Here is a 23,968-nt window from a genome sequence, read left to right as displayed (position 1 = left end):
GATTGCGTAGATTCACTGTTTTCGTTTGCTGGCTTTAGTGATATTGCTCTAAGGAAAAATAGAATATATGCCTGAGAATGACGCTAAGGCCGCACGCCAGCCCGATCGTGGCTATACCTTCCAGAATGATTTTGAAGCGCTCAGCCGGGTGTTTTCACTTCCAGATCTCGACTACACCGATATATCACAACGTGAACAACTCGCGACGGCAATTGCGCGCTGGCCCTTGCTGGCAGAATTAGCGCGTCGCGACGCAGGAGCGCAAGGATGACCGTTCTGGCATTACAGGGCGTGCGCGGCGGCGTGGGGACAACCTCATTAACGGCGGCGCTCGGTTGGGCGCTGCATCAGCTGGGCGAATCGGTGCTGGTGATTGACGCCTCGCCCGATAACCTGCTGCGCCTCTCTTTTAATATCGATTTCGACCACGCTGACGGCTGGGCGCGCGCGCTGCTGGACGATAAACCCTGGCAGTCCACCGCCTGGCGTTACGCACCGGGTCTGGACGTGCTGCCGTATGGCGCGCTGCGGCAGACGGAGCGGGAAAACGACGTGACGCCAGCGCTCGGCGCATTCGCGCAGCATCTTCACCTGCTCAAGGCGAGCGGCCAGTGGCGCTGGATATTGCTGGATCTGCCGTGCGGCTTTGACGCCGTGACCCGCAGCCTGTTGCAGGTGGCGGACCGCACGCTTTGCGTGGTGCAGCCCGACGCCAACTGTCACGCCCGCTTACATCAGCAGGCGCTGCCGAGCGGCTGCGATCTGCTGGCGAATTTTCGCCTGATTTCAAGCCAGATACAGAACGACATCTGGCAGCTCTGGCTGCAAACGCAGCGTAACCTGGTGCCGGTCGCGGTGCATCGCGACGAGGCGATGATGGAGAGCCTGGCCGCCAAACAGCCGGTGGGAGAATACCGCCCGGATTCGCTGGTGGCCGAAGAGATTGTCACGCTGGCGAACTGGTGCCTGCTGCATTACAGGAGTGAGGGCGCATGATAAGCCTCTCCGCGCTGGTGCTTGCGCCGCCGGTTCGCGCGCGGCTGCGCGAGCGTTATATCACGTATCGCCGCAACGGCGCGCCGCCGTTCAGCGCGGCGCTGGGCTGTTTCTGGCTGACGCTCGCCTGGCTCTTTTTGCCGCTGGAAAACCCGCGCTGGCAGGCGATCCGCGCGCAGCACGCGCTGCTGTTCCCGCATATTCATCCCGACCGCCCGCGTCCGCTCGATACCGTGCGTTATCTGCTCCAGGCATTATGGCTGGTGGCGCTGCGTCCCTGGCGCGCCGTCGGTACGCCGCGCTGGCGGCCCGTCTCAAAGGTACAGGTCTGGCGCGAGCGCTTTAACCTCTGGCTGGAGACGCTCCCGCAACGCTTCAGCGATGAAACCGACCACCTTAACGAGCAGAAAGAGCTCGGCCACATTAACGAACGACTGCGACGCGTCGTGCTGGGCGTGGTGGTTATTTTCTCGCTGGTGCTGGCGCTTATCTGTGTGACGCAGCCGTTCAACCCGCTCTCGCAGTTTATTTTCCTGCTGCTGCTCTGGGGCGTGGCGCTGCTGGTGCGCCGTATGCCGGGCCGCTTCTCGGCGCTGATGCTGATTGTGCTGTCGCTGACCGTCTCCTGCCGTTACATCTGGTGGCGCTACACCTCGACGCTGAACTGGAACGATCCGGTCAGCCTGGTGTGTGGTCTGGTGCTGCTGGTGGCGGAAACCTACGCGTGGGTGGTGCTGGTGCTTGGCTACTTCCAGGTGATCTGGCCGCTTAACCGCCAGCCGGTGCCGCTGCCGAAAGATCTCAAAGCGTGGCCTTCCGTCGATATTTTCGTGCCGACCTATAACGAAGATCTGCACGTGGTGAAAAACACCATTTACGCCTCGCTTGGCATCGACTGGCCGAAAGACAAGCTCAAAATCTGGATACTGGATGATGGCAACCGCGAGGAGTTTCGCCGCTTCGCGCAATCCGTTGGCGTGGAGTATGTGGCGCGTCCGACGCACGAGCACGCTAAAGCGGGCAACATCAACAACGCGCTGAAGCTCGCGAAAGGGGAGTTCGTGTCGATTTTCGACTGCGACCACGTCCCGACGCGCTCTTTCCTGCAACTGACGCTCGGCTGGTTCCTGAAAGATAAAAAGCTCGCGATGATGCAGACGCCGCACCACTTCTTCTCGCCGGACCCGTTTGAGCGCAACCTCGGGCGTTTTCGTAAAACGCCGAACGAAGGGACGCTCTTCTACGGCCTGGTGCAGGATGGTAACGACATGTGGGATGCGACCTTTTTCTGCGGCTCGTGCGCTGTGATCCGCCGCGGCCCGCTGGATGAAATCGGCGGCATCGCGGTAGAAACCGTCACCGAAGACGCCCACACGTCGCTGCGTCTGCACCGGCGCGGCTACACCTCCGCCTATATGCGTATTCCGCAGGCGGCGGGGCTCGCGACGGAAAGCCTGTCGGCGCATATCGGCCAGCGCATCCGCTGGGCGCGCGGCATGGTGCAGATTTTCCGTCTCGATAACCCGCTCTTTGGTAAAGGGCTTAAGCTCGGCCAGCGGCTGTGCTACGTCAACGCGATGCTGCACTTCCTCTCCGGCGTGCCGCGGCTTATCTTCCTGACCGCGCCGCTGGCGTTCCTGTTGCTGCACGCCTACATCATCTACGCGCCCGCGCTGATGATTGCGCTGTTTGTACTGCCGCACATGGCGCATGCGAGCCTGACGAACTCCAAAATTCAGGGCAAATATCGCCACTCGTTCTGGAGCGAAATCTACGAAACGGTGCTCGCCTGGTACATTACGCGGCCCACGATGGTGGCGTTGTTCAACCCGCACAAAGGGAAGTTTAACGTCACCGCCAAAGGCGGACTGGTGGAAGAAGAGTACGTGGACTGGGTGATTTCACGTCCGTATCTGATGCTGGTGTTGATCAACCTGCTCGGCGTGCTGGTCGGCGTCTGGCGTTACTTTTACGGCCCGGCCAACGAAATGCTGACGGTTATCGTGAGTATCGTCTGGGTCTTCTACAACCTGATTATCCTCGGCGGCGCGGTGGCGGTATCGGTGGAAAGTAAGCAGGTGCGCCGCTCCCATCGTGTCGAGATGGTGATGCCGGCGGCGATTGCCCGTGAAGACGGTCACCTCTTCTCCTGCACGGTGCAGGATTACTCCGACGGTGGCCTCGGCATTAAGGTGCACGGCGGGGCGCAGTGGTTACAGGGGCAAAAAGTGAACCTGCTGATGAAACGCGGCGCGCAGGAGTATGTCTTCCCGGCGAAAGTGGTACGCGTCTTCGGCGACGAAATCGGCCTCAACCTCGACGGCCTGACCACGCGCCAGCACATCGATTTTGTACAGTGTACCTTCGCGCGCGCCGACACTTGGGCGCTCTGGCAGGACAGTTTCCCGGAAGACAAACCGCTGGAAAGCATGCTCGATATCCTCAAGCTCGGTTTCAGAGGCTATCGCCACCTGGCGGAATTCGCGCCAGCGTCACTTAAAATTGTCTTTCGCACCCTTACCACGCTGGTTTCCTGGATAGTGTCGTTTATCCCCCGTCGTCCGGAGCGGACGGCGCTGGGGGAGCGTGCGCTCCCGGTTATGGCTCAACAATGATGAATATGCGATGAAAAGAAAACTCTCCTGGATGTGCGCTGTGGCAGTGGGAATGAGCCTGTTGCCCGGTGCCTACGGCGCGCCTGAAGCCACTAACGATCCGAACGCCACCGCCGCACCGACTGCGCCGGTGGTCGCGCCTGCGACTGAAGGCGTCATGACCGCCACGCCTGCGCGCACCGAGGCGTTAACGCCCGCCACGCCGCCTGTCGCGGGCACCGAGCCTGCGCCTGCGACGGAAGGCGCGGTGCTCGGCCAGGTGATGCCGGGTGTGGAAGGCGCCGGTGCGCCCGTGGTTCAGGATGGCGCGCCCGCGCGCGACGTTACGCTGAGTTTCGCCAGCATCGCGCCGCCGCCAGGCAGCATGGTTCTGAAAGGCACCCGCCCGGACGGTTTTGTCGAGTTCGGGATGCGCAGCGATGAAATTATCTCGAAAGCCACTCTGAACCTGACCTACACCCCGTCGCCGTCGCTGCTGCCGGTACAGTCGCAGCTAAAGGTTTACCTGAACGATGAGCTGATGGACGTGCTGCCGGTGACCAAAGAGCAGCTCGGCAAGAAAACCACCGCCCAGGTGCCTATCGATCCGCTGTACGTCAGCGATTTCAACCGCGTGCGCCTGGAGTTTGTCGGCCACTATCGCGACGTCTGCGAAAACCAGGCCAGCAACACGCTGTGGATGGATATCGGACGCAACAGCGCCCTGAATCTCACCTTCCAGACGCTGCAATTGCAAAACGATCTGTCGCACTTCCCGGTGCCGTTCTTTGATTCGCGCGATAACCGTCCGCTGGAGCTGCCGATGGTCTTCGCCGCCGCGCCGGATCTCGCGACCCAGCAGGCCGCGACTATTGTCTCCTCGTGGTTTGGCTCCCGCTCCGGCTGGCGCGGTCAGCGCTTCCCGGTGCTCTATAACCAGCTCCCCACGCGCCATGCGATCGTCTTCGCCACGAATGATAATCGCCCGGACTTTCTGCGCGACCTGCCGCCAGCGAAAGGCCCGATGGTACGCATGATGAGCCATCCGCAAAGCCCGTGGGTGAAACTGCTGGTGATTGAAGGACGCGACGATAAAGATTTACTCCAGGCCGCTAAAGGCATCGCGCAGGGCAGTCTGCTGTTCCGTGGCGACAGCGTCGAAGTGGGCGAGGTCAAACCGCTGCTGGCCCGCCAGCCTTACGATGCGCCGAACTGGGTGCGTACCGATCGCGCCGTGACGTTTGGCGAGCTGAAAGGCTATGAAGAGCAGTTACAGGCGACCGGCCTTGAGCCGAGCCCGATTTCGCTGACGCTTAACCTGCCGCCGGATCTCTATCTGCTGCGCAGCAACGGCATCGATATGCGTCTGAATTATCGTTATACGTCGCCCGCCACGCGCGATAACTCGCGCATGGATATCAGCCTGAACAACCAGTTCCTGCAATCTTTCAACCTGCTGCCGAAAGATGAAACCAACCGTCTGCTGCTGCGTCTGCCGCTGTTGCAGGGGCTGCTGGACGGCAAAACCGAAGTGACACTGCCGACGCTGCGCCTCGGCGCGGCGAACCAGCTGCGGTTTGATTTCAACTATACCAACCCGCTGCCGGGCGGCACGCTGGACAACTGCGTGACCTTCCAGACGGTGCCGAACCGCGTAGTGATAGGCGATGATTCCACGCTGGATTTCTCCAACTATCATCACTTTATTGCGATGCCGGATCTGCGCTCTTTCGCCAACGCGGGTTTCCCGTTCAGCCGGATGGCGGATCTCTCCGATACGCTTATCGTGATGCCGAAACAGCCGAACCCGGCGCAGCTCACGACGCTTTTGGACACCGCAGGCACTATCGGCGCGCAGACCGGTTTCCCGGCGGTTAACCTCACCATCACCAACGAGGGCGGCGACATGCAGAATAAAGACGCCGACATTCTGGTGATCGGTACGCTGCCCGCGTCGCTGAAAGATGAAAAACGCATCGATATGCTGGTGAACGCCACGCAAAGCTGGGTGAAAACCCCGACGCGCGACGTGACGCTTATCGATACCGACGACCGCGACCGTCAGCCGCAGGTGCAAACGGAAATCACCTCTTCCGGGCCGATGGCCGCAGTCGTGGGCTTCCAGTCGCCGTATCACGATCAGCGCAGCGTCGTGGCGCTGCTGGCTGACAGCCCGCGCGGCTATGAATTGCTCAACGACGCGCTCAATGACAGCGGTAAACGCGCCGCGATGTATGGCTCGGTCTCGATTATTCGTGAATCGGGCGTGAACAGCCTGCGCGTGGGTGATGTTTACTACGTGGGCCACCTGCCGTGGTTCGATCGTATCTGGTATGCGCTGGCGAACCACCCGATCCTGCTGGCGATTTTCGCGGCCATCAGCGTCGTGTTGCTGGCGTGGGTGCTGTGGCGTCTGCTGCGTATCCTGAGCCGTCGTCGTCTTGATCCGGGCAACCATGAGTAACGCGTCATGAAGAATCTGTGCAGATGGCTTGCGGCGGGGCTGCTGCTGGCGACCGTTTCAGCCCATGCCGCCTGTGGCTGGGCTGACTGGGACCGCTTTAAAGGCGGCTATATCAGCGAAGAAGGACGCGTGATTGACCCAAGCGATCCGCGCAAAATCACGACGTCCGAAGGGCAGAGCTACGCGCTGTTCTTCGCCCTTGCGGCCAACGACCGCGAGGCGTTCGATAACATTCTTCAGTGGACGGAAAATAACCTTGCGCAAGGCTCGCTGAAAAACACGCTGCCCGCCTGGCTGTGGGGTATGAAAGGGCCGGACGAATGGACGGTGCTCGACACCAATTCCGCTTCCGACGCCGATCTGTGGATAGCCTGGAGCCTGCTTGAAGCGGGACGCTTGTGGAAAGAGCCGCGTTACAGCGACACCGGCAAAGCGCTGCTGGACCGCATCGCCAAAGAAGAAGTGGTGAACGTGCCCGCGCTTGGCGACATGCTGCTGCCGGGTAAAGTGAGCTTTGCCGAGCCGACGCTCTGGCGCTTTAACCCGAGCTATATGCCGCCGCAGCTGGCGCGCTATTTCACCCGTTACGGCAAACCCTGGACGACCATCCGCGATACCAACCTGCGCCTGCTGCTGGAAACGGCCCCGCAGGGCTTTTCGCCGGACTGGGTGAGCTACGAGGCGAAGAAAGGCTGGGTGATGAAACCTGCGGCACCGCAAAAACCGCTGATTGGCAGCTACGACGCCATTCGCGTTTATCTGTGGGTCGGCATGATGAACCCGGCGGATGAACAGCAGGCACCGCTGCTCAAAAAACTCAGCCCGATGGAAACCGCCACAATCAAAGCGGGCGTGCCGCCGGAAAAAGTTCGTGTTATCGACGGTAAAACCCAGGGCAACGGGCCGGTGGGCTTCTCCGCCGCGCTGCTGCCGTTCCTGCAAAACCGTGATATCCAGGCGCTGCAACGCCAGCGCGTGGCGGACAACTATCCGCAGCAGGACGCCTACTTTAGCTATGTATTAACCCTGTTTGGCCAGGGATGGGATGAACACCGTTTCCGCTTCACCGTTGACGGTGAGCTGCAACCCGCCTGGGGAGAGTCATGCACAAGTTCGCGTTAAGTATCACCGCGCTGGCGCTCGGCGTCGCCCTCAGCGGGCCGGCGCAGGCGCAGACGGATATCCGACAGCAGTTGCTCGAACAGGTGCGGCTTGGCGAAACGGCCAAACGAGACGATCTGGTGCGCCAGTCGCTCTATCGTCTGGAGCTGATGAACCCGGACGATCCCGATTTTATCGCCGCTAAAATGCGTTATCTGCTGCGTCAGGGCGATAACGCGGGCGCGCAGCAGCAGTTTGCGCGCTTGGGCAAGCTCGCTCCGCAATCCTCAGCGTACCAACAGGCGCGTATCACGCTTGCGCTGGCCTCGCCGGAAGGGCGTCAGCAACTGCAACAGGCGCGTCTGCTCGGCACGACGGGGCATACGCAGGAGGCGCTGGCGGCGTATCAAAAACTGTTTAACGGCGCGCCGCCGGATGGCGATCTGGCCGTTGAATACTGGGCGCTGGTCGCAAAAGATCCGGCGCAGCGCGACGAGGCCATCCGCCAGATGCAGGCGCTGGACGCCCGCGCGCCGGGCAATGACCAGCTACGCACGCAGCTTGCGCTACAGCTCTTTTCCGCCAACCGCCAGCAGGAAGGTTTCAGCGTGCTTGAGCAGATGGCGAAATCGGGCGGCGGGCGTGAAACGGCGGCAGACCTCTGGTATCAGCAGATTCAGGGTATGCCCGCAAGCGACGACAGCGTCGCCGCGCTGGAGCGTTTTTTACAGGTGTTCAGCAGCGGTGATACCGCCGATAAAGCCAAAGGGCTGCTCGCTGAACAGCAAACTAAACTTGCCGATCCGGCTTATCGCGCCAGAATGCAGGGCATCGCGCGCGTTGAGCAGGGTCAGGGGGCCAAAGCCGTTTCGGAACTGACCAGCGCCGTAAAAGCGAACCCGAATGACAGCGAAGCGCTGGGCGCGCTGGCGCAGGCGTATTCTCAGCAGGGCAACCGCGCGCGCGCCGTGCCGCTGCTGGAGCAGGCGCTCAAACAGGATCCGAACAGCCCTAACAGCGGTCGCTGGCAGAGCCTGTTACAGGTGAACCGCTACTGGCTGTTAATACAGCAGGGCGACGCGGCGCTGAAAGCCAAAAATCTGGCGCAGGCACAGCAGAAATATCAGCAGGCCGCGACGGTGGATAATACCGACAGCTACGCGGTGCTTGGCCTGGGCGACGTCGCCGTGGCGAAGAAAGACGACGCGGCGGCCGAGCGTTATTACCGGCAGGCGCTGCGCATGGATAATACCAATAGCAACGCCGTGAGGGGGCTTGCGAATCTCTACCGTCGCCAGTCGCCGGAACGCGCCGAAGCGTTTATCGCCACGCTCTCCGCCAGCCAGCGGCGCAGCATTGACGATATCGAACGCAGCATGACGAACGATCGCCTTGAGCAGCAGGCCGCCGCGCTCGAAGCCGAAGGGCGCTTCGCCGACGCCGCCGCGGTGCAGCGCCAGCGTCTGGCGCTCGACCCGGACAGCGTCTGGATAACCTACCGGCTGGCAAGCGATCTGGCTTCTGCCGGCCAGCGCCGCGACGCCGATGCCGTGATGGGCCAACTGGCGCAACGTAAGCCGGGCGACCCGGAACAGGTGTACGCCTACGGGCTTTATCTCTCCGGCAGCGATCGTCAGCGCGCCGCGCTAAGCCACCTCAATACGCTGGCGCGCGACAAATGGACGCCGAACATTCTTGAGCTGTCGCAGCGTTTACAAACCAATGAACTGATGGAGACGGCTAATCGCCTGCGCGACAGCGGCCAGGAGGCGCAGGCCATCGCGCTGTTACGCCAGCAGCCGGTCTCCGATCGCATCGATTTAACGCTCGCCGACTGGGCGCAGCAGCGCGGCGATAACGCCACGGCGCGCGCGCAGTATCAGACGGTATTAACGCGCTCGCCCGCCAGCGAAGAGGCGCGGCTGGGGCTTGCGGAAGTGCTGATCGCGCAGGGCGATAACGCGGCGGCGCGCGAGCAGCTCGCGGCGCTGCAAACGCCTGCCGCAGGCGGCGAACCTCGCTCGCCGGGCACGCAGCGGCGCATTGCCAATGCCGAAGCGGCGCTTGGCGACACGGCGCGTGCGCAGCAGGCTTTCGCGGTGCTGGCCGCTACCGCGAAAACGCAGCCGCCTTCGCAGGAAAGCGCGCTGGTACTGCGCGACGCGGCGCGCTTTCAGCGTCAGAACGGGCAGCCGCAGCAGGCGTTGCAGACGTATCGCGATGCGATGGTCGCCTCCGGCATCACCCCGACGCGGCCCGGTGATAACGACGCCTTCACGCGGCTTACCCGCAACGACGCCAGCGACGACTGGCTGAAGCGCAGCGTGCGCGGCGATGCGGCGGATCTCTATCGCCAGCAGGATTTAAACGTCACGCTCCAGCACGACTACTGGGGCTCCAGCGGTACGCCGGGGTATTCGGATCTTAAAGCGAATACCACGATGTTGCAGGTGGATGCGCCGCTGCGCGACGGGCGGCTGTTCCTGCGTACCGACGCGGTGAACATGAATCCGGGCAGCTTTAGCGGCAACAGTTATAGCGAAACCTGGGGCACCTGCGCCGAAACGCCCTGTTCCGGCAACGCGAAACAGCGCGCCTCCGGCGTGAGCGTAGCGGCGGGCTGGCGCAACGATACCTGGGATATGGATATCGGCACCACGCCGATAGGCTTTGATGTTGTCGATGTGGTGGGCGGCTTAAGCTACAGCAGCGATCTGGGGCCGATTGGCTATACGCTGAACGCGCATCGACGTCCGATTTCGAGCTCCATGCTGGCTTTTGGCGGCCAGCGCGACGCGCCTTCTAATACCGGCACGACGTGGGGCGGCGTGCGCGCTACCGGCGGCGGCGCGAGCCTCAGCTACGATCGCGGCGAGGCGCACGGCGTCTGGGCCAGTCTTAACGCCGATCAGCTCACCGGCAAAAATGTCGCTGATAACTGGCGGGTGCGCTGGATGAACGGCTATTACTACAAGCTGATTAACGAAAATAATCAGCGCCTCACCATTGGGCTCAACAACATGGTGTGGCACTATGAGAAAGATTTGAGCGGTTATTCTTTAGGCCAGGGCGGCTACTACAGCCCGCAGGAGTACGTCTCTTTCGCGGTGCCGGTCGCCTGGCGGATGAGAACGGAAAACTGGTCGTGGGAGCTTGGGGCGTCAGGCTCGTGGTCGCACTCCCGCACGAAGACCGAGCGCCGTTATCCGCTGTCGGGGCTTATCCCGACGCCTGTGATAAACGCGCAAAATCCGGCGTTAAGCCGTTACGCCGATAAGGACGCGCTGGAAGAAGGCAGCAGCAGCAGCGGCTGGGGTTATACCGCCAACGCGCTGATTGAAAGACGCATTACTTCAAACTGGTCGGTGGGTGCCGCCATTGATATTCAGCAGGCGAAGGATTATACGCCGAGCAATTTCTCGCTGTTTATCCGCTACTCGCAGGGCGGCTGGCAGGGCGATATGGATATGCCGCCGCAGACGCTGACACCGTACGCCGACCGGTAATAAGATTAATGCGCGTTCGGCCCGCCCGCGCGGTTAAATTCCACAACAATGCAGTATACTCCCGCCCGCAATGATAATTATGAGTGATTATCATGCGGGCAGTGGCATCAGTGGAGAATCAAGTTGCGAGTCAGTCGTTCCCTCACGATAAAACAGATGGCGATGGTTTCGGCCGTTTCCGTCTTTTTTCTTTTTATTTTCAGCGTCGTTTTGCTGTTTCATTTCGTGCAGTCGCATCGCTACCACACCGCCATGCAGATGGAGAGCATCGCCCGCTCGGTGCGCCAGCCGCTCTCTGCGGCCATTCTGAAAGCCAATATTCCGGAGGCGGAGGCGATCCTTCGCGAAATTAAACCCGCCGGCGTGATTAGCCGTGCGGATGTCGTGTTGCCTAATCAGTTCCAGGCGTTGCGCATGCGCTTTACGCCGGAGCGCCCGATTCCGGTGACGCTCGCCCGCGTCTTTGAGCTGCCGGTGCAGATCTCCCTGCCGCTCTATTCGCTGGAGCGGCCCGCCAACCCGCAGCCGCTCGCCTATCTGGTGTTGCAGGCCGACTCCTGGCGGATGTACCGCTTTATCATCAATGCGATTTCGACCCTGCTGACCACCTTCCTGCTGCTGGCGCTGATCCTCTCGGTGGCGATCACCTGGTGCATCAACCGCCTGATCCTGCACCCGCTGCGTGATATCACACGCACGCTGAACGCGCTGGACGCGCATGAGCTGGCGCATCATCAGCTCACTATTCCGCGTCTGCATAAGGATGATGAGATCGGTATGCTGGTGCGCACTTATAACCGCAACCAGCAGGCGCTTGCGCAACAGCTCGACGAGGCGCGCACCAGCGGCACCCGTTTCCCGCTCACCGGTTTGCCGAACCAGGCGTTGCTCGTCGCACTGCTTGAGCAGGCCGTCGCGAGCGGCGGTGCGACCGCGTTGCTGTATGTGGCTTGTGAGCCGCTGCGTGATATTGACGAATCGCAGCGCGAGGCGCTCCAGCGCGCACGCGTTGAGAAGCTGCGCTCGGTGCTGACGCCGCGGATGGTGCTGGCGCAGATAAGCCAGGACGATTTCGCGATTATCGCGCACGGCGTGAAAACGCCGGAACACGCGGTGACGCTGACGCAACAGCTGCTGGCGGCCCTTAACGAACCGCCGGAGTCGGACAGCGGCGCGCCAGCGTGCGCGGCAAGTATTGGTGTGGCGATGTTCGATGGCCGCCAGAGCGCCTCGACGCTTTACCAGAGCGCGATTTCCGCCGCGCTGGACGCCCGGCGCAACGGCGTCAATCAGGTGGCGTTTTTCGGCGAATCCCCGGTGAGCGCGCAGGAAAGCGCGATGCAAAATGCGCTGGCGCGCCGCCAGTACGCCGTCTGGCTGCAGCCGCAGGTGGATATGCGCAACGGCGACATTGTGGGTGCCGAAGCGCTCCTGCGCGAGCGCCAGCCGGATGGCGAGTGGACGTTACCGGTAGGGCTTATTGATAACATTGAGTCGAGCGGGCTTATCGTTACCGTGGGCGACTGGGTGCTGGACGAGGCGTGTCAGTTACTGGCGCGCTGGCAGGCGCACGGCATTATGCTGCCGCTGTCGGTGAATGTGTCGTCATTGCAGTTGTTAAAACGCGATCTGGTACAAACGATGCTGCAACGACTGGAACGCTACGCCATTGCGCCCGGCACGCTGATTCTGGAGATGACCGAAAGCCAGCGTATTGACGATACCGAAGCCGCCATCGCCATTCTGCGCCCCCTGCGCGAGGCGGGCGTGCGCATCGCGCTGGACGATTTTGGCATGGGGTATTCGAGCCTGAGCCAGCTACAGAAAATGAAAGCGCTGCCCGTGGACAGCCTCAAAATCGATAAGAGCTTTATTGATAACCTGCCGGACGATGACAGCGTGGTCGCGGCCATCATCAGCATGGCGAAAAAGCTTAACCTTGAACTGGTGGCGGAAGGCATTCAGAACGAGGCACAGCGTGACTGGCTGTTAAACGCGGGCGTGACGGTGGGCCAGGGGTATCTTTTCGGCAAGGCGGCGACGCCTGCGGCGTTTGAAGACGCGTGGCTGACAGCGCCGTGACGTCGCTGCAAAAGGTGTAAGGCATTATGGGCTGACGCGTTTCAGCTCATAAATCTTAACATTTATGTTTCCAATTTGATGCTCTGATATATCTGACATGTTTTACGGGTGTTACTTTTAGCGCTGCAGGCGGGATTTTAACACACAATTCCTGTGGTTATTACCTTCAAGGACACCCCTATGAAACGCTCTCTTTTCAAAAGCCTCTATTTTCAGGTCTTGACTGCAATAGCCATCGGGATATTGCTCGGTCACTTCTACCCGGAGCTTGGCGCACAGATGAAGCCGCTGGGCGACGCCTTCGTGAAGCTGATTAAAATGATTATCGCGCCGGTGATTTTCTGTACCGTCGTGACCGGCATCGCGGGTATGGAAAGCATGAAGGCGGTAGGGCGTACGGGCGCGGTCGCGCTGCTCTATTTCGAAATCGTCAGTACCATTGCGCTGATTATCGGTCTGGTGATTGTGAACCTTGTCCAGCCGGGCGCGGGCATGAATGTTGACCCGGCGACACTCGACGCCAAAGCCGTCGCGGTATACGCCGAGCAGGCGCAGCAGCAGGGCATCGTCGCCTTCCTGATGGATGTTATCCCTTCAAGCGTGATCGGCGCGTTCGCCAGCGGCAACATTCTGCAGGTACTGCTGTTCGCGGTACTGTTTGGGTTTGCGCTGCACCGTCTGGGCCGCAACGGTCAGCTGATTTTCAACGTCATTGAAAGCTTCTCGCAGGTCATTTTCGGCATCATCAACATGATCATGCGTCTCGCGCCCATCGGCGCGTTCGGCGCGATGGCGTTCACCATCGGTAAATATGGCGTCGGCACGCTGGTACAGCTCGGCCAGCTGATTGTCTGCTTCTACATCACCTGTATTCTGTTCGTGGTGGTCGTGCTGGGCAGCATCGCTCGCGCCACTGGCTTTAACATTTTCAAATTCATTCGTTATATCCGTGAAGAGCTGCTGATCGTGCTTGGCACGTCGTCTTCGGAATCCGCGCTGCCGCGTATGCTCGATAAAATGGAAAAACTGGGCTGTCGCAAATCGGTGGTGGGGCTGGTTATCCCGACCGGCTACTCGTTTAACCTCGACGGCACTTCCATTTACCTGACGATGGCGGCGGTGTTTATCGCCCAGGCGACCAACAGCCATATGGATATTTTCCATCAGATAACGCTGCTGGTAGTGCTGTTGCTGTCCTCAAAAGGCGCGGCAGGCGTGACGGGAAGCGGATTTATCGTGCTGGCGGCGACCATTTCCGCCGTGGGCCATCTGCCGGTGGCCGGGCTTGCGCTCATTCTCGGCATTGACCGCTTTATGTCGGAAGCGCGCGCGTTAACCAACCTGGTCGGTAACGGCGTGGCGACGATTGTGGTTGCGAAGTGGGTGAAAGAGCTCGATGAAAAACAGCTCAATGACACGTTGAATAACAAGAATTCTGCCGCTAAAACGCAGCAAATCTCCTCCTGATCTCACTCTTTAGCCCGCCGCTGCTTGCTCTGGCGGCGGGTGCCTGCGCATAATTAACGTTTATTTCACTCTATTGCGCGACATTTCCGCTTTTTTGCGGTCTAACGAAAAGTTTAAGCGCTATCTTTGGCGACGGGCCACAGCAGCCTTTTGTCGCCATTTGACTGTTTTTAACCAGGAATGTTGATCAGGGGTACACATGCAGGGCACAAGAATTCGACTTATCGCTGGCGGTTTACTGATGGCCGCCGCCAGCCTCGTGCAGGCAGAACCGCTCCAGCCCGACCCGGCCTGGCAACAGGGCACGCTGAGCAATGGCTTTCAGTGGCAAATCCTCTCCACGCCGCAGCGCCCGAGCGACCGCATTGAAATTCGCCTGACCGTTAACACCGGGTCGCTGGCTGAAAACACCCAGCAGAGCGGCTATACCCGTTTTCTGCCGCGTCTGGCGCTCACCCAGAGCGGCAGCCTCCAGGCCGTACAGGCGCGCTCGCTCTGGCAGCAGAGCATCGATCCAAAACGCCCGATGCCGCCAGTGGTCGTTTCCTACGATTACACGCTGTTCAACCTGAGCCTGCCGAATAACCGCAACGACCTGCTGAAAGAAGCGCTGACGTATCTCTCTGACACCGCCGGGCGGGTCGCCATTACGCCGGAAAGCATCACCAAAGCCCTGCAAACCCAGGATATGGTCGCCACCTGGCCGGACACGCAGGATGGCTGGTGGCGTCAGCGCCTGAAAGGCTCGACGCTGCTGGGCCACGATCCGTCCGTCGACCTGAAACAGCCGGTAGACGCCAAACAGCTCGACGCTTACTACAAGAAGTGGTACACCCCGGACGCCATGACGCTTATCGTGGTCGGCAACGTTGACAGCCGCGCGGTGGCGGAGCAGATCAACAAAGCCTTTGGCGAGCTAAAAGGCAAGCGTGAAACTCCGGCCCCGGTGCCAACGCTCTCGCCGCTGCGTCGCGAGCCGGTCGCTATCATGACCGACAGCGTGCGCCAGGATCGTCTCTCCATTATGTGGGATAACCCGTGGCAGCCGATCCGCGAATCTTCTGCGCTGCAGCGCTACTGGCGTGCGGATCTGGCGCGCGAGGCGCTGTTCTGGCACGTTCAACAGAACCTGAGCAAGAACAACATCAAAGATATCGGCATCGGCTTTGACTGCCGCGTGCTGTTCCAGCGCGCCCAGTGCGCCATTAACGTTGAATCGCCGAATGATAAGCTCGACAGCAACCTGGCGCTTATTGCCCGCGAGCTGGCGAACGTGCGCGAAAACGGCCTGTCGGTGGATGAGTTCAACGCGCTGATTGCCCAGAAAAAGCTGGAGCTACAGAAGCTGTTCGCCACCTATGCGCGTACCGATACCGATGTGCTTATCAACCAGCGGATGCGTTCGCTGCAAAATCAGGTGGTGGATATTGCGCCGGAGCAGTACCAGAACCTGCGTCAGAGCTTCCTTAATAACCTGACCGCCGCGGAGCTGAACCAGGATTTACGCCAGCAACTCTCTCAGGAGATGGCGCTTATTCTGCTGCAACCGAAGGGTGAGGAAGAGTACAGCGTGAAGGCGCTTCAGGAGACCTGGAACCGCATTATGACGCCTGTCGCCGCAGCGCCTGCGCCGGATGACGCGCGCCCGGATGTCACCGACATTCCGCCGCCCGCTGACAAAAGCAATTAATGACCACCCGGCTCCGGCCGGGTTTTTCATGCGCGGCGGAAATAAAAAGCCCGGCGCGCAGGCCGGGCTCATCGAAGACGTCAGGTTTAACGCGGCATCGCCTCGCGCGGGATTATCGCGCCGCGATACTGAATCACGGTGCTGGCGGTCAGATGGCCGCGTTTTGCCGCCGCTTCGGCGCTGCCGCCGGTGAGGCGCACCGCCAGATAACCGGCGCTGAACGAGTCGCCTGCGGCGGTGGTGTCGATTACGTTCTCTTTCGGCAATTTCACCGCCGGCACCTCGCAGAGCGCTTCACCCTGTACCGCCACCAGGCACGATTCGGCGCCGCGCTTAATCACCACTTCACGCACGCCCGCCGCCTGGGTGCGCGCAATGACCTCATCAACCGGCTTCTCGCCCCACAGCGCGTCTTCATCATCCAGCGTCAGGAAAGCGATATCGGTGTAGCTCAGCATCTGCTGGTAAACCTGCTGCGTCTCTTCGCGGCTCGCCCACAGGCGCGGGCGGTAGTTGTTATCAAAAATCACTTTACCGCCGTTCGCGCGGCAGGCTTTCAGCAGGCCGAGCAGTTTTTCACGGCTCTGTGGGCTTAAAATCGCCAGGCTAATACCACTCAGGTAAAGATAATCAAAGTGCGCCAGCTGCGCGCAGATGGCGTCAGCCTCGTCGCTCTCCAGCCAGAATTTTGCGGCGGCTTCGTTGCGCCAGTACCAGAAGGTGCGCTCGCCGCGTTCGTCGGTTTCGATGTAGTAGAGCCCCGGCAGGCGGTTATCCAAACGCTGCGTGAGTTCGGTGTGCACGTTTTCGGCCTGCCAGGCATCGAGCATCTGCTGGCTGAACGGGTCTTTGCCAAGCGCGGTGACATAATGCACCGACAGTGCCTGCGGGCTCACCTGACGGGCGATATAGACCGCAGTGTTGAGCGTATCCCCGCCAAAGCCGCGGTTCATCTGCGCGCCTTTTTCCGACAGTTCAATCATGCATTCGCCAATCACGGCAATCTTGTGCTCTGACATAGTGACTCACCTGAAAACGAGAAGATGGGCATTAGTGTGTGCCGCCGCGATCGCGCAGTCAAACCTTTTAAAACGCTGTTCCATTATTTTTTGAGCTGCGCCCCTGTTTCTGAAGAAAAGCGTTATTCCTTATACCCCTGCGGGTCGGACAACTGTGCATAAAGTTCTCAACCGCAGCGCCGATAATTCCAGGACGAGTCCGGTAAACCCTCACATCACAGGACCCTTTACCATGAATTTAAAACAGGTCACTCACCGGCTGGCGCTGCCGTCGGCGAGTGTCGAAAGCCTGCAAGAGCGGCGTTACTGGCTGCAATGCGAGCGCACCTACACCTATCAGCCGATTTACCGCACCGACGGGCGTCTGCTGGCGGTTGAGTTGCTGACTATCGTCACGCACCCGAGCGATCCCTCGCGCCGCATCGCGCCGGACCGCTATTTCGCGGGGCTGCCGGTACGCTATCGCGTGGACGTCATTGAAGAGCAGCTACAGGTGCTGTCATCGCGCGCGCCGTTTTTCACAGAAAATAACATTCTCGCCTCCGTGAACGTTGATGGCCCGACGCTCATGGCGATGCGCGACATGCCGAAAATCCGCGCGTTAACGGAAGCGTTGCCGTGGGTGCGCTTTGAACTGGTAGAGCACATCAGCCTGCCGCAAGACTCGACGTTCGCGAGTTTCTGCGAATTCGGCCCGCTGTGGCTGGACGATTTCGGCACCGGCATGGCGAATTTCTCAGCGCTTAACGAAGTCCGTTATGACTACATCAAAGTGGCGCGCGATCTTTTCATCATGCTGCGTCAGAGCAGCGAAGGCCGCAATCTGTTCACCATGCTGCTGCAACTGATGAATCACTACTGCGAAGGCGTGATTGTTGAAGGCGTGGAAACCCTGGAAGAGTGGCAGGATGTGCAACAATCGCCTGCGCTGGCCGCACAAGGCTATTTTCTCTCGCGCCCGGTGCCTTTCGAAACGCTGGAAACGGTAATACTCAGACTCTCCTGATGAGCTTTGCGCTTTCGTCAACTATCTTTAGTTGAGGCAGGCATCATCAGGACGAGGTGTGAGGATGACAAAAACAACCAAAATTATCAGCGTGGTAGCAGGGGTTTTCTTGTTGCTGGTCGTGGTCGCCATCATCATTATCGCGACGTTTGACTGGAATCGGCTTAAGCCGACCATCAACCAGAAGGTCTCCACGGAGCTTAACCGCCCCTTTGCCATACGTGGCGATCTGGGCGTGGTGTGGGAGCGTAATAAAGACGAACCCGGCTGGCGAAGCTGGGTGCCCTGGCCGCACGTACACGCTGAAGATGTTGTGCTCGGCAACCCGCCGGATATTCCGCAAGTCACCATGATCCATCTGCCTCGCGTTGAGGCGACGCTCGCCCCGCTGGCGCTGCTCACCAAAACGGTTTACCTACCGTGGATTAAATTCCAGAAGCCGGACGCGCAGCTGATTCGCTTGTCGGAAAAGACCAATAACTGGACGTTCGACATGAAGCAGAGCGAAGGCGAAGCGGCGCAGCAGCCGTCCTCCTGGTCTTTCCGGCTCGACAATATTCTCTTCGATCAGGGCCGCGTGCGGGTGGACGATAACGTCAGCCGCGCCGATGTGGAGATCCTCATCGATCCGCTTGGCAAACCGCTGCCGTTTAACGAAGTGACCGGTGACAAAGACAAAAAAGGGAACGATAAGGTTGGCGATTATGTCTTTGGCCTGAAGGCGCGCGGCACCTATAACGACCAGCCGCTGCGCGGCAGCGGGAAAATCGGCGGGATGCTGGCGCTGAAAAGTGAAGGCACGCCGTTCCCGGTGCAGGCCGATTTGCGCTCCGGCGACACCCGCGTGGCGTTTGTCGGGACGGTTAACGATCCGATGAACATGGGCGGCGTCGATTTACAGCTGAAATTCGCGGGTAATTCGCTGGGCGATCTCTATGAGCTGACCGGCGTGCTGCTGCCCGATACGCCACCGTTTGAAACGGATGGCCGGCTGGTCGCTAAAATCAACAGCGACAAAGGCTCAGTCTATGATTATCGCGGTTTTAACGGGCGCATCGGTGAGAGCGATATTCACGGCTCGCTGACCTACAGCCAGCGCAAACCGCGACCGAAACTGGAAGGGGATCTGGAATCGCGCCAGCTGCGGCTTGCCGACCTCGGCCCGCTGATTGGCGTCGATTCCGGTGCCGGGGCGGAGAAGAGCAAAAATTCCGAGCAGAAAAAAGGCGAAAAACCGGCGCAGCCGGGCGATAAAGTGCTGCCGCACGACACCTTTGAAACCAACAAATGGGACGTGATGGATGCCGATGTGCGCTTTAAAGGCCGTCGTATTGAACACAGCACGCGCCTGCCGATTAGCGATCTCACCACCCACATTGTGCTCAACAACGGCGATTTGCATCTCAAGCCGCTGAAATTCGGCATGGCGGGCGGCACTATCGACGCCAATATCCATCTCGACGGCGACAAGCAACCGATGCAGGGCGCGGCGGAAATTCAGGCGCGACGGCTGAAGCTCAAAGAGCTGATGCCGGACGTCGAGCTGATGCAGCGCACGCTTGGCGAGCTGAACGGCGATGCGAAACTGCGCGGCACCGGTAACTCGGTCGCGTCGCTGCTTGGCACCAGTAACGGCAACCTGAAGCTGTTGATGAACGACGGCGTTATCAGCCGTAACCTGATGGAAATTCTGGGGCTGAACGTGGGTAACTTTATCGTTGGGCAGATTTTTGGCGACGACGAAGTGCGGGTCAACTGCGCGGCGGCGAATCTGAACCTGACCAACGGCGTGGCGCGCCCGGAGATTTTCGCGTTTGATACTGAAAACGCGCTGATTAACATCACCGGCACCACCAGTTTCGCCGACGAGCGGCTGGATCTCACCATTAACCCGGAAAGCAAAGGGGTGCGCATTGTGACGCTGCGCTCGCCGCTGTACGTGCGCGGCACCTTTAAAGATCCGGATTACGGCGTGAAGCCGGGGCCGTTGATTGCCCGCGGCGCGGTCGCGGCGGCGCTCGCGACGCTAGTGACGCCCGCCGCGGCGCTGCTGGCGCTGATTTCGCCATCCGAAGGCAGCGAGAACCAGTGCAGCGCGATTCTGGGGCAGATGAAGAAGTAACAGGGTTTCATGGGGAAGGTGGGTGCGCTGCGCTTACCCACCCTACCTGACTCGTACCCTGCATATCATCCGTAGGGCGGGTAAGCGCAGCGCACCCGCCATAACGCAAAGGTGGGTGCGCTGGCGCTTACCCACCCTACCTGACGCGTACCCTGTATATCATCCGTAGGGCGGGTAAGCGCAGCGCACCCGCCATCAGGCGGATGCCGTCAAATCACCCGCCATTTTCGCTCTCAAATCCAAAAACAAAAAAGGCCGCCCGCGGGCAGCCTTTTCGTTAACGCGCCCAGTTACAGCGACTGGTGACGCGTCTCTTTGGTGGCAATCAGCGCGATAAGCGTCAGCGCCGCCATCGCCGCCAGATAAATTCCCACGTAAAACAGCCCGTAATTCGCCTGCAGCCAGGTGGCGATATATGGCGCCACCGATGCGCCGAGAATCGACGACACGTTGTAGGAGAACGAGGCACCGGTGTAGCGCACTTCGGTTGGGAACAGCTCCGGCAGCAGCGCGCCCATCGGGCCGAACGTCAGCCCCATCAGACTCAGGCCGATCAACAGATACGCCATCACCATCGCCTCACTGCCGGAGCCCAGCAGCGGTGGGAACACAAACAGCGCGAACAGCAGAATCAGCGTGGTGATAACAATCATGCTCTTACGACGCCCGAAACGATCCGCCAGCAGGCCCGCCACCGGCACCATCAGGCCAAAGCCAATCACCGCCATCATCAGCATCCACAGCACATCGTTACGCGGGAAGCCCAGCCCGCCCTGCGCCGCCGGCGTGGTGCTGAAGGTCATTGAATAGACCGTCATGATGTAAAACAGCGTATAGGTGGCGAGCATAATGAACGTGCCGAGTATGGTCACGCGCATATGTTTCGTCAGCAGCGTGCCGAGCGGCACTTTCACCTGTTTCTTCGCTTTGGCGATTTTGGCGAATACCGGCGTTTCATGCAGCGACACGCGCACATACAGGCCAATCAACACCAGCACGGCGGAGAAGATAAACGGCACGCGCCAGCCCCAGCTCATAAACTGTTCGTCGGTGAGCAGCCACGACAGCAGCAGGAACGTGCCGTTAGCGAAGAAGAAGCCGATAGGCGCACCGAGCTGCGGGAAGGAGCCATACAGGGCGCGTTTATGCGCCGGGGCGTTCTCGGTGGCGAGCAGCGCCGCGCCGCCCCATTCACCGCCAAGGCCCAGACCCTGGCCGAAGCGCGCCAGCGCCAGCAGCAGCGGAGCCATAATGCCGATCGATTCATAGCCCGGCAGCAGGCCAATCAGCACCGTGGAAATCCCCATGGTCAGCAGCGAGGCCACGAGCGTCACCTTACGGCCCACACGGTCGCCGAAGTGGCCAAACACGGCCGAGCCTATCGGGCGTGCCACAAAGGCGATGGCAAATGTCGCCAGCGACTGTAGCGTGGCGGCGGTCGGGTCGCCCTGCGGGAAGAAAATGTGCGGGAACACAATCACCGCCGCGGTGGCGTAAATGTAAAAATCGAAGAACTCAATGGCGGTGCCGATGAGCGAGGCGATGACGACCTTACTGCGCGAGTTGACGGGCGCGGCGTCGTGTTCGTTGTCGATGCTGGTGGCGATGGTTGCTTGCATAGAATTTTCTTATTGTAGTCACGTCGAAACCCCATATTAGCCACAGCAAAAACGACATTTCAATTCAGCGGGCACCGCGAAAGTGCGCAAAAAACAGGCAAAAAGCGGATAGTTTTAGCGCCAGCTTATTCTCTTCTATGAAATGCTTCACAGAATTTCATATTCAGTCGATAAAACTGGTTTTAGGTTAAATAAAAGTTACACCCTGGATTTTTATACTGAAAGGGAGGCGGCGGGCTGAAAAAATGCGTTTTTCCAAGCCCGCGCGGAGGGATTACGCGGGGTTTTTACCCGGCATTTGCGGATCGTCTTTGTACTGTGCCGTCGCAATCCAGGCGGAGCAGAACAGCGTCAGGCGTGCAAAGAAATAGAAGAACGCCATCAGCCCCAGCACCGAGCCGAATGCCGCGCCGGACGGCGATTTCACGAGCGACGGCAGCGTATAGGTCATAATGATTTTGATAACCTCAAAGCCAATCGCCGCAATCACGGTGCCGCGCAGCAGCGCTTTGCGACGCGGACGGTGGCGCGGCAGACGCCAGAAGATCCAGAAGAAAAGCAGATAGTTGGCACAGAAAGAGACGGCAAGGCCAATCAGATGCCAGACCGGCTTCAGCCAGCCGATGGCGTCCAGATGCAGCAGCCGGATAATCGTCTCCTGCGCGGAGCCTGCCACGGACGTAATCGACATCGTGATGACCAGCGCCACCAGCAGCCCAATCAGGGAGATAAAATCGCGCAGGTATTTCACCCAGAATTTCTCTTTGTCGTCTTCCGCGCCGCGCTCCCAGTCGTCACGGAACTGCGCGCGGATCGCTTCTCGCAGGTAGCCCATCCAGTTCACACCGGAGTAGAGCGCTACGGCAAAGCCCACAATCCCGACCGTGGTGCGCTGCTCCACCGCGGCGTTAATGCTGCTGCTAAGCGTTTTGGCGAGCGTCGGGTCACTGACGCTTTGCAGAATTTTATTAAAAATGTCCTGAAGCAGGGTCGGGTGCGAGGCGAGCACAAAGCCTGCGACCGCAAACGACACCATCAGCACCGGGATCATCGATAAAAACGAAAAGTAGGTGATCGCGGCACCAAACTGGTTGCCCATACGTTCGTTAAACCGCTCAAAGGCGCGAAGCAGATGCGCGACTGCGGGACGGCGTTCTACTTTTTCCACCTTTTGTTTCACCGTACCGATAACGCCCTCGGCGGGTTTATCGTCGGCGTTTTTCTCCTCGGGGCGCGTATCCAACTGCGGGACAGGCTGATATTTCAGATCTTCGGTCGGGCGTTTAGCAGGCTGCTCCGGCGTGGTCATTAGCGTTGATTCCTTTTATTTTTTACAACTTGCTTCCAAGTATAGCCCGCGGCTAGTCAACGTAACCTTTCATGACGGTCGCCAGCCACTCCATAAACAGGTGAACGCGGCGCGAGAGGTGCCGACGATGCGGATAAATCAGCGAGACCGGCATCGGCGCGGCGCGGTATTGCGGCAGCACTTCCACGAGTTTGCCGCTGCGCAGCGCCTCGCGAACGCCGATGCGCGGCACCTGAATAATCCCCAGCCCGGCGAAACAGGCGGCCTGGTAGGTTTCGGTGCTGTTCACCGTCAATACGCCGCCAGTTGGTATCCACTCACTACCGCTTTCACGCCCGATTTCAAAGCCCGCCGGACGCGTGCCGAGCGTTGGCGTGTAATGCACCAGCGCGTGCGAAGCGAGATCGTCGAGCGTTTCAGGAATGCCGAAGCGCGCCAGATAATCCGGGCTGGCGCAGTTAACCTGGCTTAATTTGCCAAGCGGGCGCGCTACCAGTCCGGAATCTTTCAGCTGGCCGACGCGTACCACGCAGTCGAAACCCTCGCGCACCACATCCACCAGCCGGTCGCTGCTGCTCAGCTCAAGGGCGATGCCAGGGTAGTGGTGAAGAAATTCCGGCAGACGCGGGATCACTACGTTTTGCGCTACCGCCACCGGCATATCGACACGTAAACGCCCGCTGACGCTCGCCGGATCGTGCAGGAACAGCCCGTCGAGTTCGTCGAGATTCGCGAGCAGATCGCGCGCGCGCTCGTAATAGACCTGGCCGTCCTGGGTGAGATGTACCCGTCGCGTTGTGCGGTGCAGCAGGCGGGTGCCGAGTGCGCTCTCCAGCGCCTGCACTTGTCGCGACACGCTGCCTTTCGGCAGGCTCAGCGTCTCGGCGGCGCGGGTAAAGCTCTCCAGCTCTGCCACTCGCACGAATAAACGCATTGCGTGAATTTTATCCATCGCTGACTCTCATTGTTGTTCTTAATGAAACAGTAAAGCGT

Annotated in this window: 15 protein-coding genes; 11 read left to right on the top strand and 4 right to left on the bottom strand. The window is 59.9% G+C overall.

The genetic code is table 11. The features are described from left to right. Positions 1-67 precede the first annotated feature (67 nt). From bcsR to G6041_RS17705, 9 genes are all read left to right on the top strand, one after another. Complete coding sequence (bcsR, locus tag G6041_RS17745; RefSeq protein WP_004387626.1) at positions 68-271, top strand: cellulose biosynthesis protein BcsR; 204 nt, start codon at positions 68-70, stop codon at positions 269-271. Beyond that, entirely contained in the window at positions 268-996 is a 729-nt protein-coding gene (gene bcsQ / locus G6041_RS17740; protein ID WP_012126317.1) for a cellulose biosynthesis protein BcsQ, read from the top strand. The genes bcsR and bcsQ overlap by 4 nt, the downstream gene beginning before the upstream one ends. Further along, on the top strand, positions 993-3,611 hold the full coding sequence (bcsA, locus tag G6041_RS17735; RefSeq protein ID WP_012126318.1) for a UDP-forming cellulose synthase catalytic subunit: 2,619 nt from the start codon (positions 993-995) through the stop codon (positions 3,609-3,611). Before bcsQ ends, bcsA begins: the two co-directional genes overlap by 4 nt. Before the next feature lie 10 nt (positions 3,612-3,621). Beyond that, positions 3,622-6,054, top strand: coding sequence for a cellulose biosynthesis cyclic di-GMP-binding regulatory protein BcsB (gene bcsB / locus G6041_RS17730; protein WP_012126319.1), 2,433 nt, complete (start codon positions 3,622-3,624; stop codon positions 6,052-6,054). A 6-nt stretch (positions 6,055-6,060) separates the two neighbouring features. Next, the gene (gene bcsZ / locus G6041_RS17725) at positions 6,061-7,176 is read left to right on the top strand and encodes a cellulose synthase complex periplasmic endoglucanase BcsZ (protein ID WP_007852866.1); all 1,116 of its coding nucleotides are present in this window, start codon (positions 6,061-6,063) and stop codon (positions 7,174-7,176) included. After that, a complete protein-coding gene (gene bcsC / locus G6041_RS17720; RefSeq protein WP_012126320.1) occupies positions 7,158-10,661 on the top strand; it encodes a cellulose synthase complex outer membrane protein BcsC in 3,504 nt (1,167 codons plus the stop codon). The genes bcsZ and bcsC overlap by 19 nt, the downstream gene beginning before the upstream one ends. A gap of 123 nt (positions 10,662-10,784) precedes the next feature. Continuing rightward, positions 10,785-12,743, top strand: a complete 1,959-nt coding sequence (locus G6041_RS17715; RefSeq protein ID WP_041460663.1) for a sensor domain-containing phosphodiesterase — start codon at positions 10,785-10,787, stop codon at positions 12,741-12,743. Between the two features lie 180 nt (positions 12,744-12,923). Beyond that, complete coding sequence (locus G6041_RS17710) at positions 12,924-14,210, top strand: dicarboxylate/amino acid:cation symporter (RefSeq protein ID WP_004387635.1); 1,287 nt, start codon at positions 12,924-12,926, stop codon at positions 14,208-14,210. Between the two features lie 199 nt (positions 14,211-14,409). Continuing rightward, positions 14,410-15,900 (top strand): M16 family metallopeptidase, encoded by a 1,491-nt coding sequence (locus G6041_RS17705; RefSeq protein WP_004387636.1) that lies wholly within the window; start codon positions 14,410-14,412, stop codon positions 15,898-15,900. Between the two features lie 86 nt (positions 15,901-15,986). On the opposite strand, the gene G6041_RS17700 is transcribed toward G6041_RS17705, so the two are convergent. Then, entirely contained in the window at positions 15,987-16,919 is a 933-nt protein-coding gene (locus G6041_RS17700; RefSeq protein ID WP_012126323.1) for a sugar kinase, read from the bottom strand. A gap of 232 nt (positions 16,920-17,151) precedes the next feature. Here G6041_RS17700 and pdeH point away from each other — a divergent pair, with 232 nt between their 5' ends. Together pdeH and G6041_RS17690 are read left to right on the top strand one after the other, a co-directional pair. Beyond that, on the top strand, positions 17,152-17,925 hold the full coding sequence (pdeH, locus tag G6041_RS17695) for a cyclic-guanylate-specific phosphodiesterase (protein ID WP_004387638.1): 774 nt from the start codon (positions 17,152-17,154) through the stop codon (positions 17,923-17,925). Positions 17,926-17,989: 64 nt separating this feature from the next. After that, entirely contained in the window at positions 17,990-20,047 is a 2,058-nt protein-coding gene (locus G6041_RS17690; RefSeq protein WP_012126324.1) for an AsmA family protein, read from the top strand. Positions 20,048-20,337: 290 nt separating this feature from the next. On the opposite strand, the gene G6041_RS17685 is transcribed toward G6041_RS17690, so the two are convergent. The 3 genes from G6041_RS17685 to G6041_RS17675 form a co-directional block, all read right to left on the bottom strand. Next, positions 20,338-21,666 carry an MFS transporter gene (locus G6041_RS17685; RefSeq protein ID WP_012126325.1) on the bottom strand — a complete coding sequence of 443 codons (1,329 nt, stop codon included), beginning with the start codon at positions 21,664-21,666 and terminating at the stop codon, positions 20,338-20,340. Positions 21,667-21,940: 274 nt separating this feature from the next. Then, a complete protein-coding gene (gene yhjD, locus G6041_RS17680; protein ID WP_004388300.1) occupies positions 21,941-22,975 on the bottom strand; it encodes an inner membrane protein YhjD in 1,035 nt (344 codons plus the stop codon). A gap of 52 nt (positions 22,976-23,027) precedes the next feature. Beyond that, a complete protein-coding gene (locus G6041_RS17675; RefSeq protein WP_007892707.1) occupies positions 23,028-23,927 on the bottom strand; it encodes a LysR family transcriptional regulator in 900 nt (299 codons plus the stop codon). Between the last annotated feature and the right edge of the window lie 41 nt (positions 23,928-23,968).

Source organism: Cronobacter sp. HA18003, from assembly GCF_011605905.1.
In the GTDB taxonomy this organism is placed as follows: Bacteria; Pseudomonadota; Gammaproteobacteria; order Enterobacterales; family Enterobacteriaceae; genus Cronobacter; species Cronobacter sakazakii.
The sequence above is the reverse complement of the archived record's forward strand: the minus strand, read 5'-3'. Positions and strand labels throughout refer to the sequence as shown.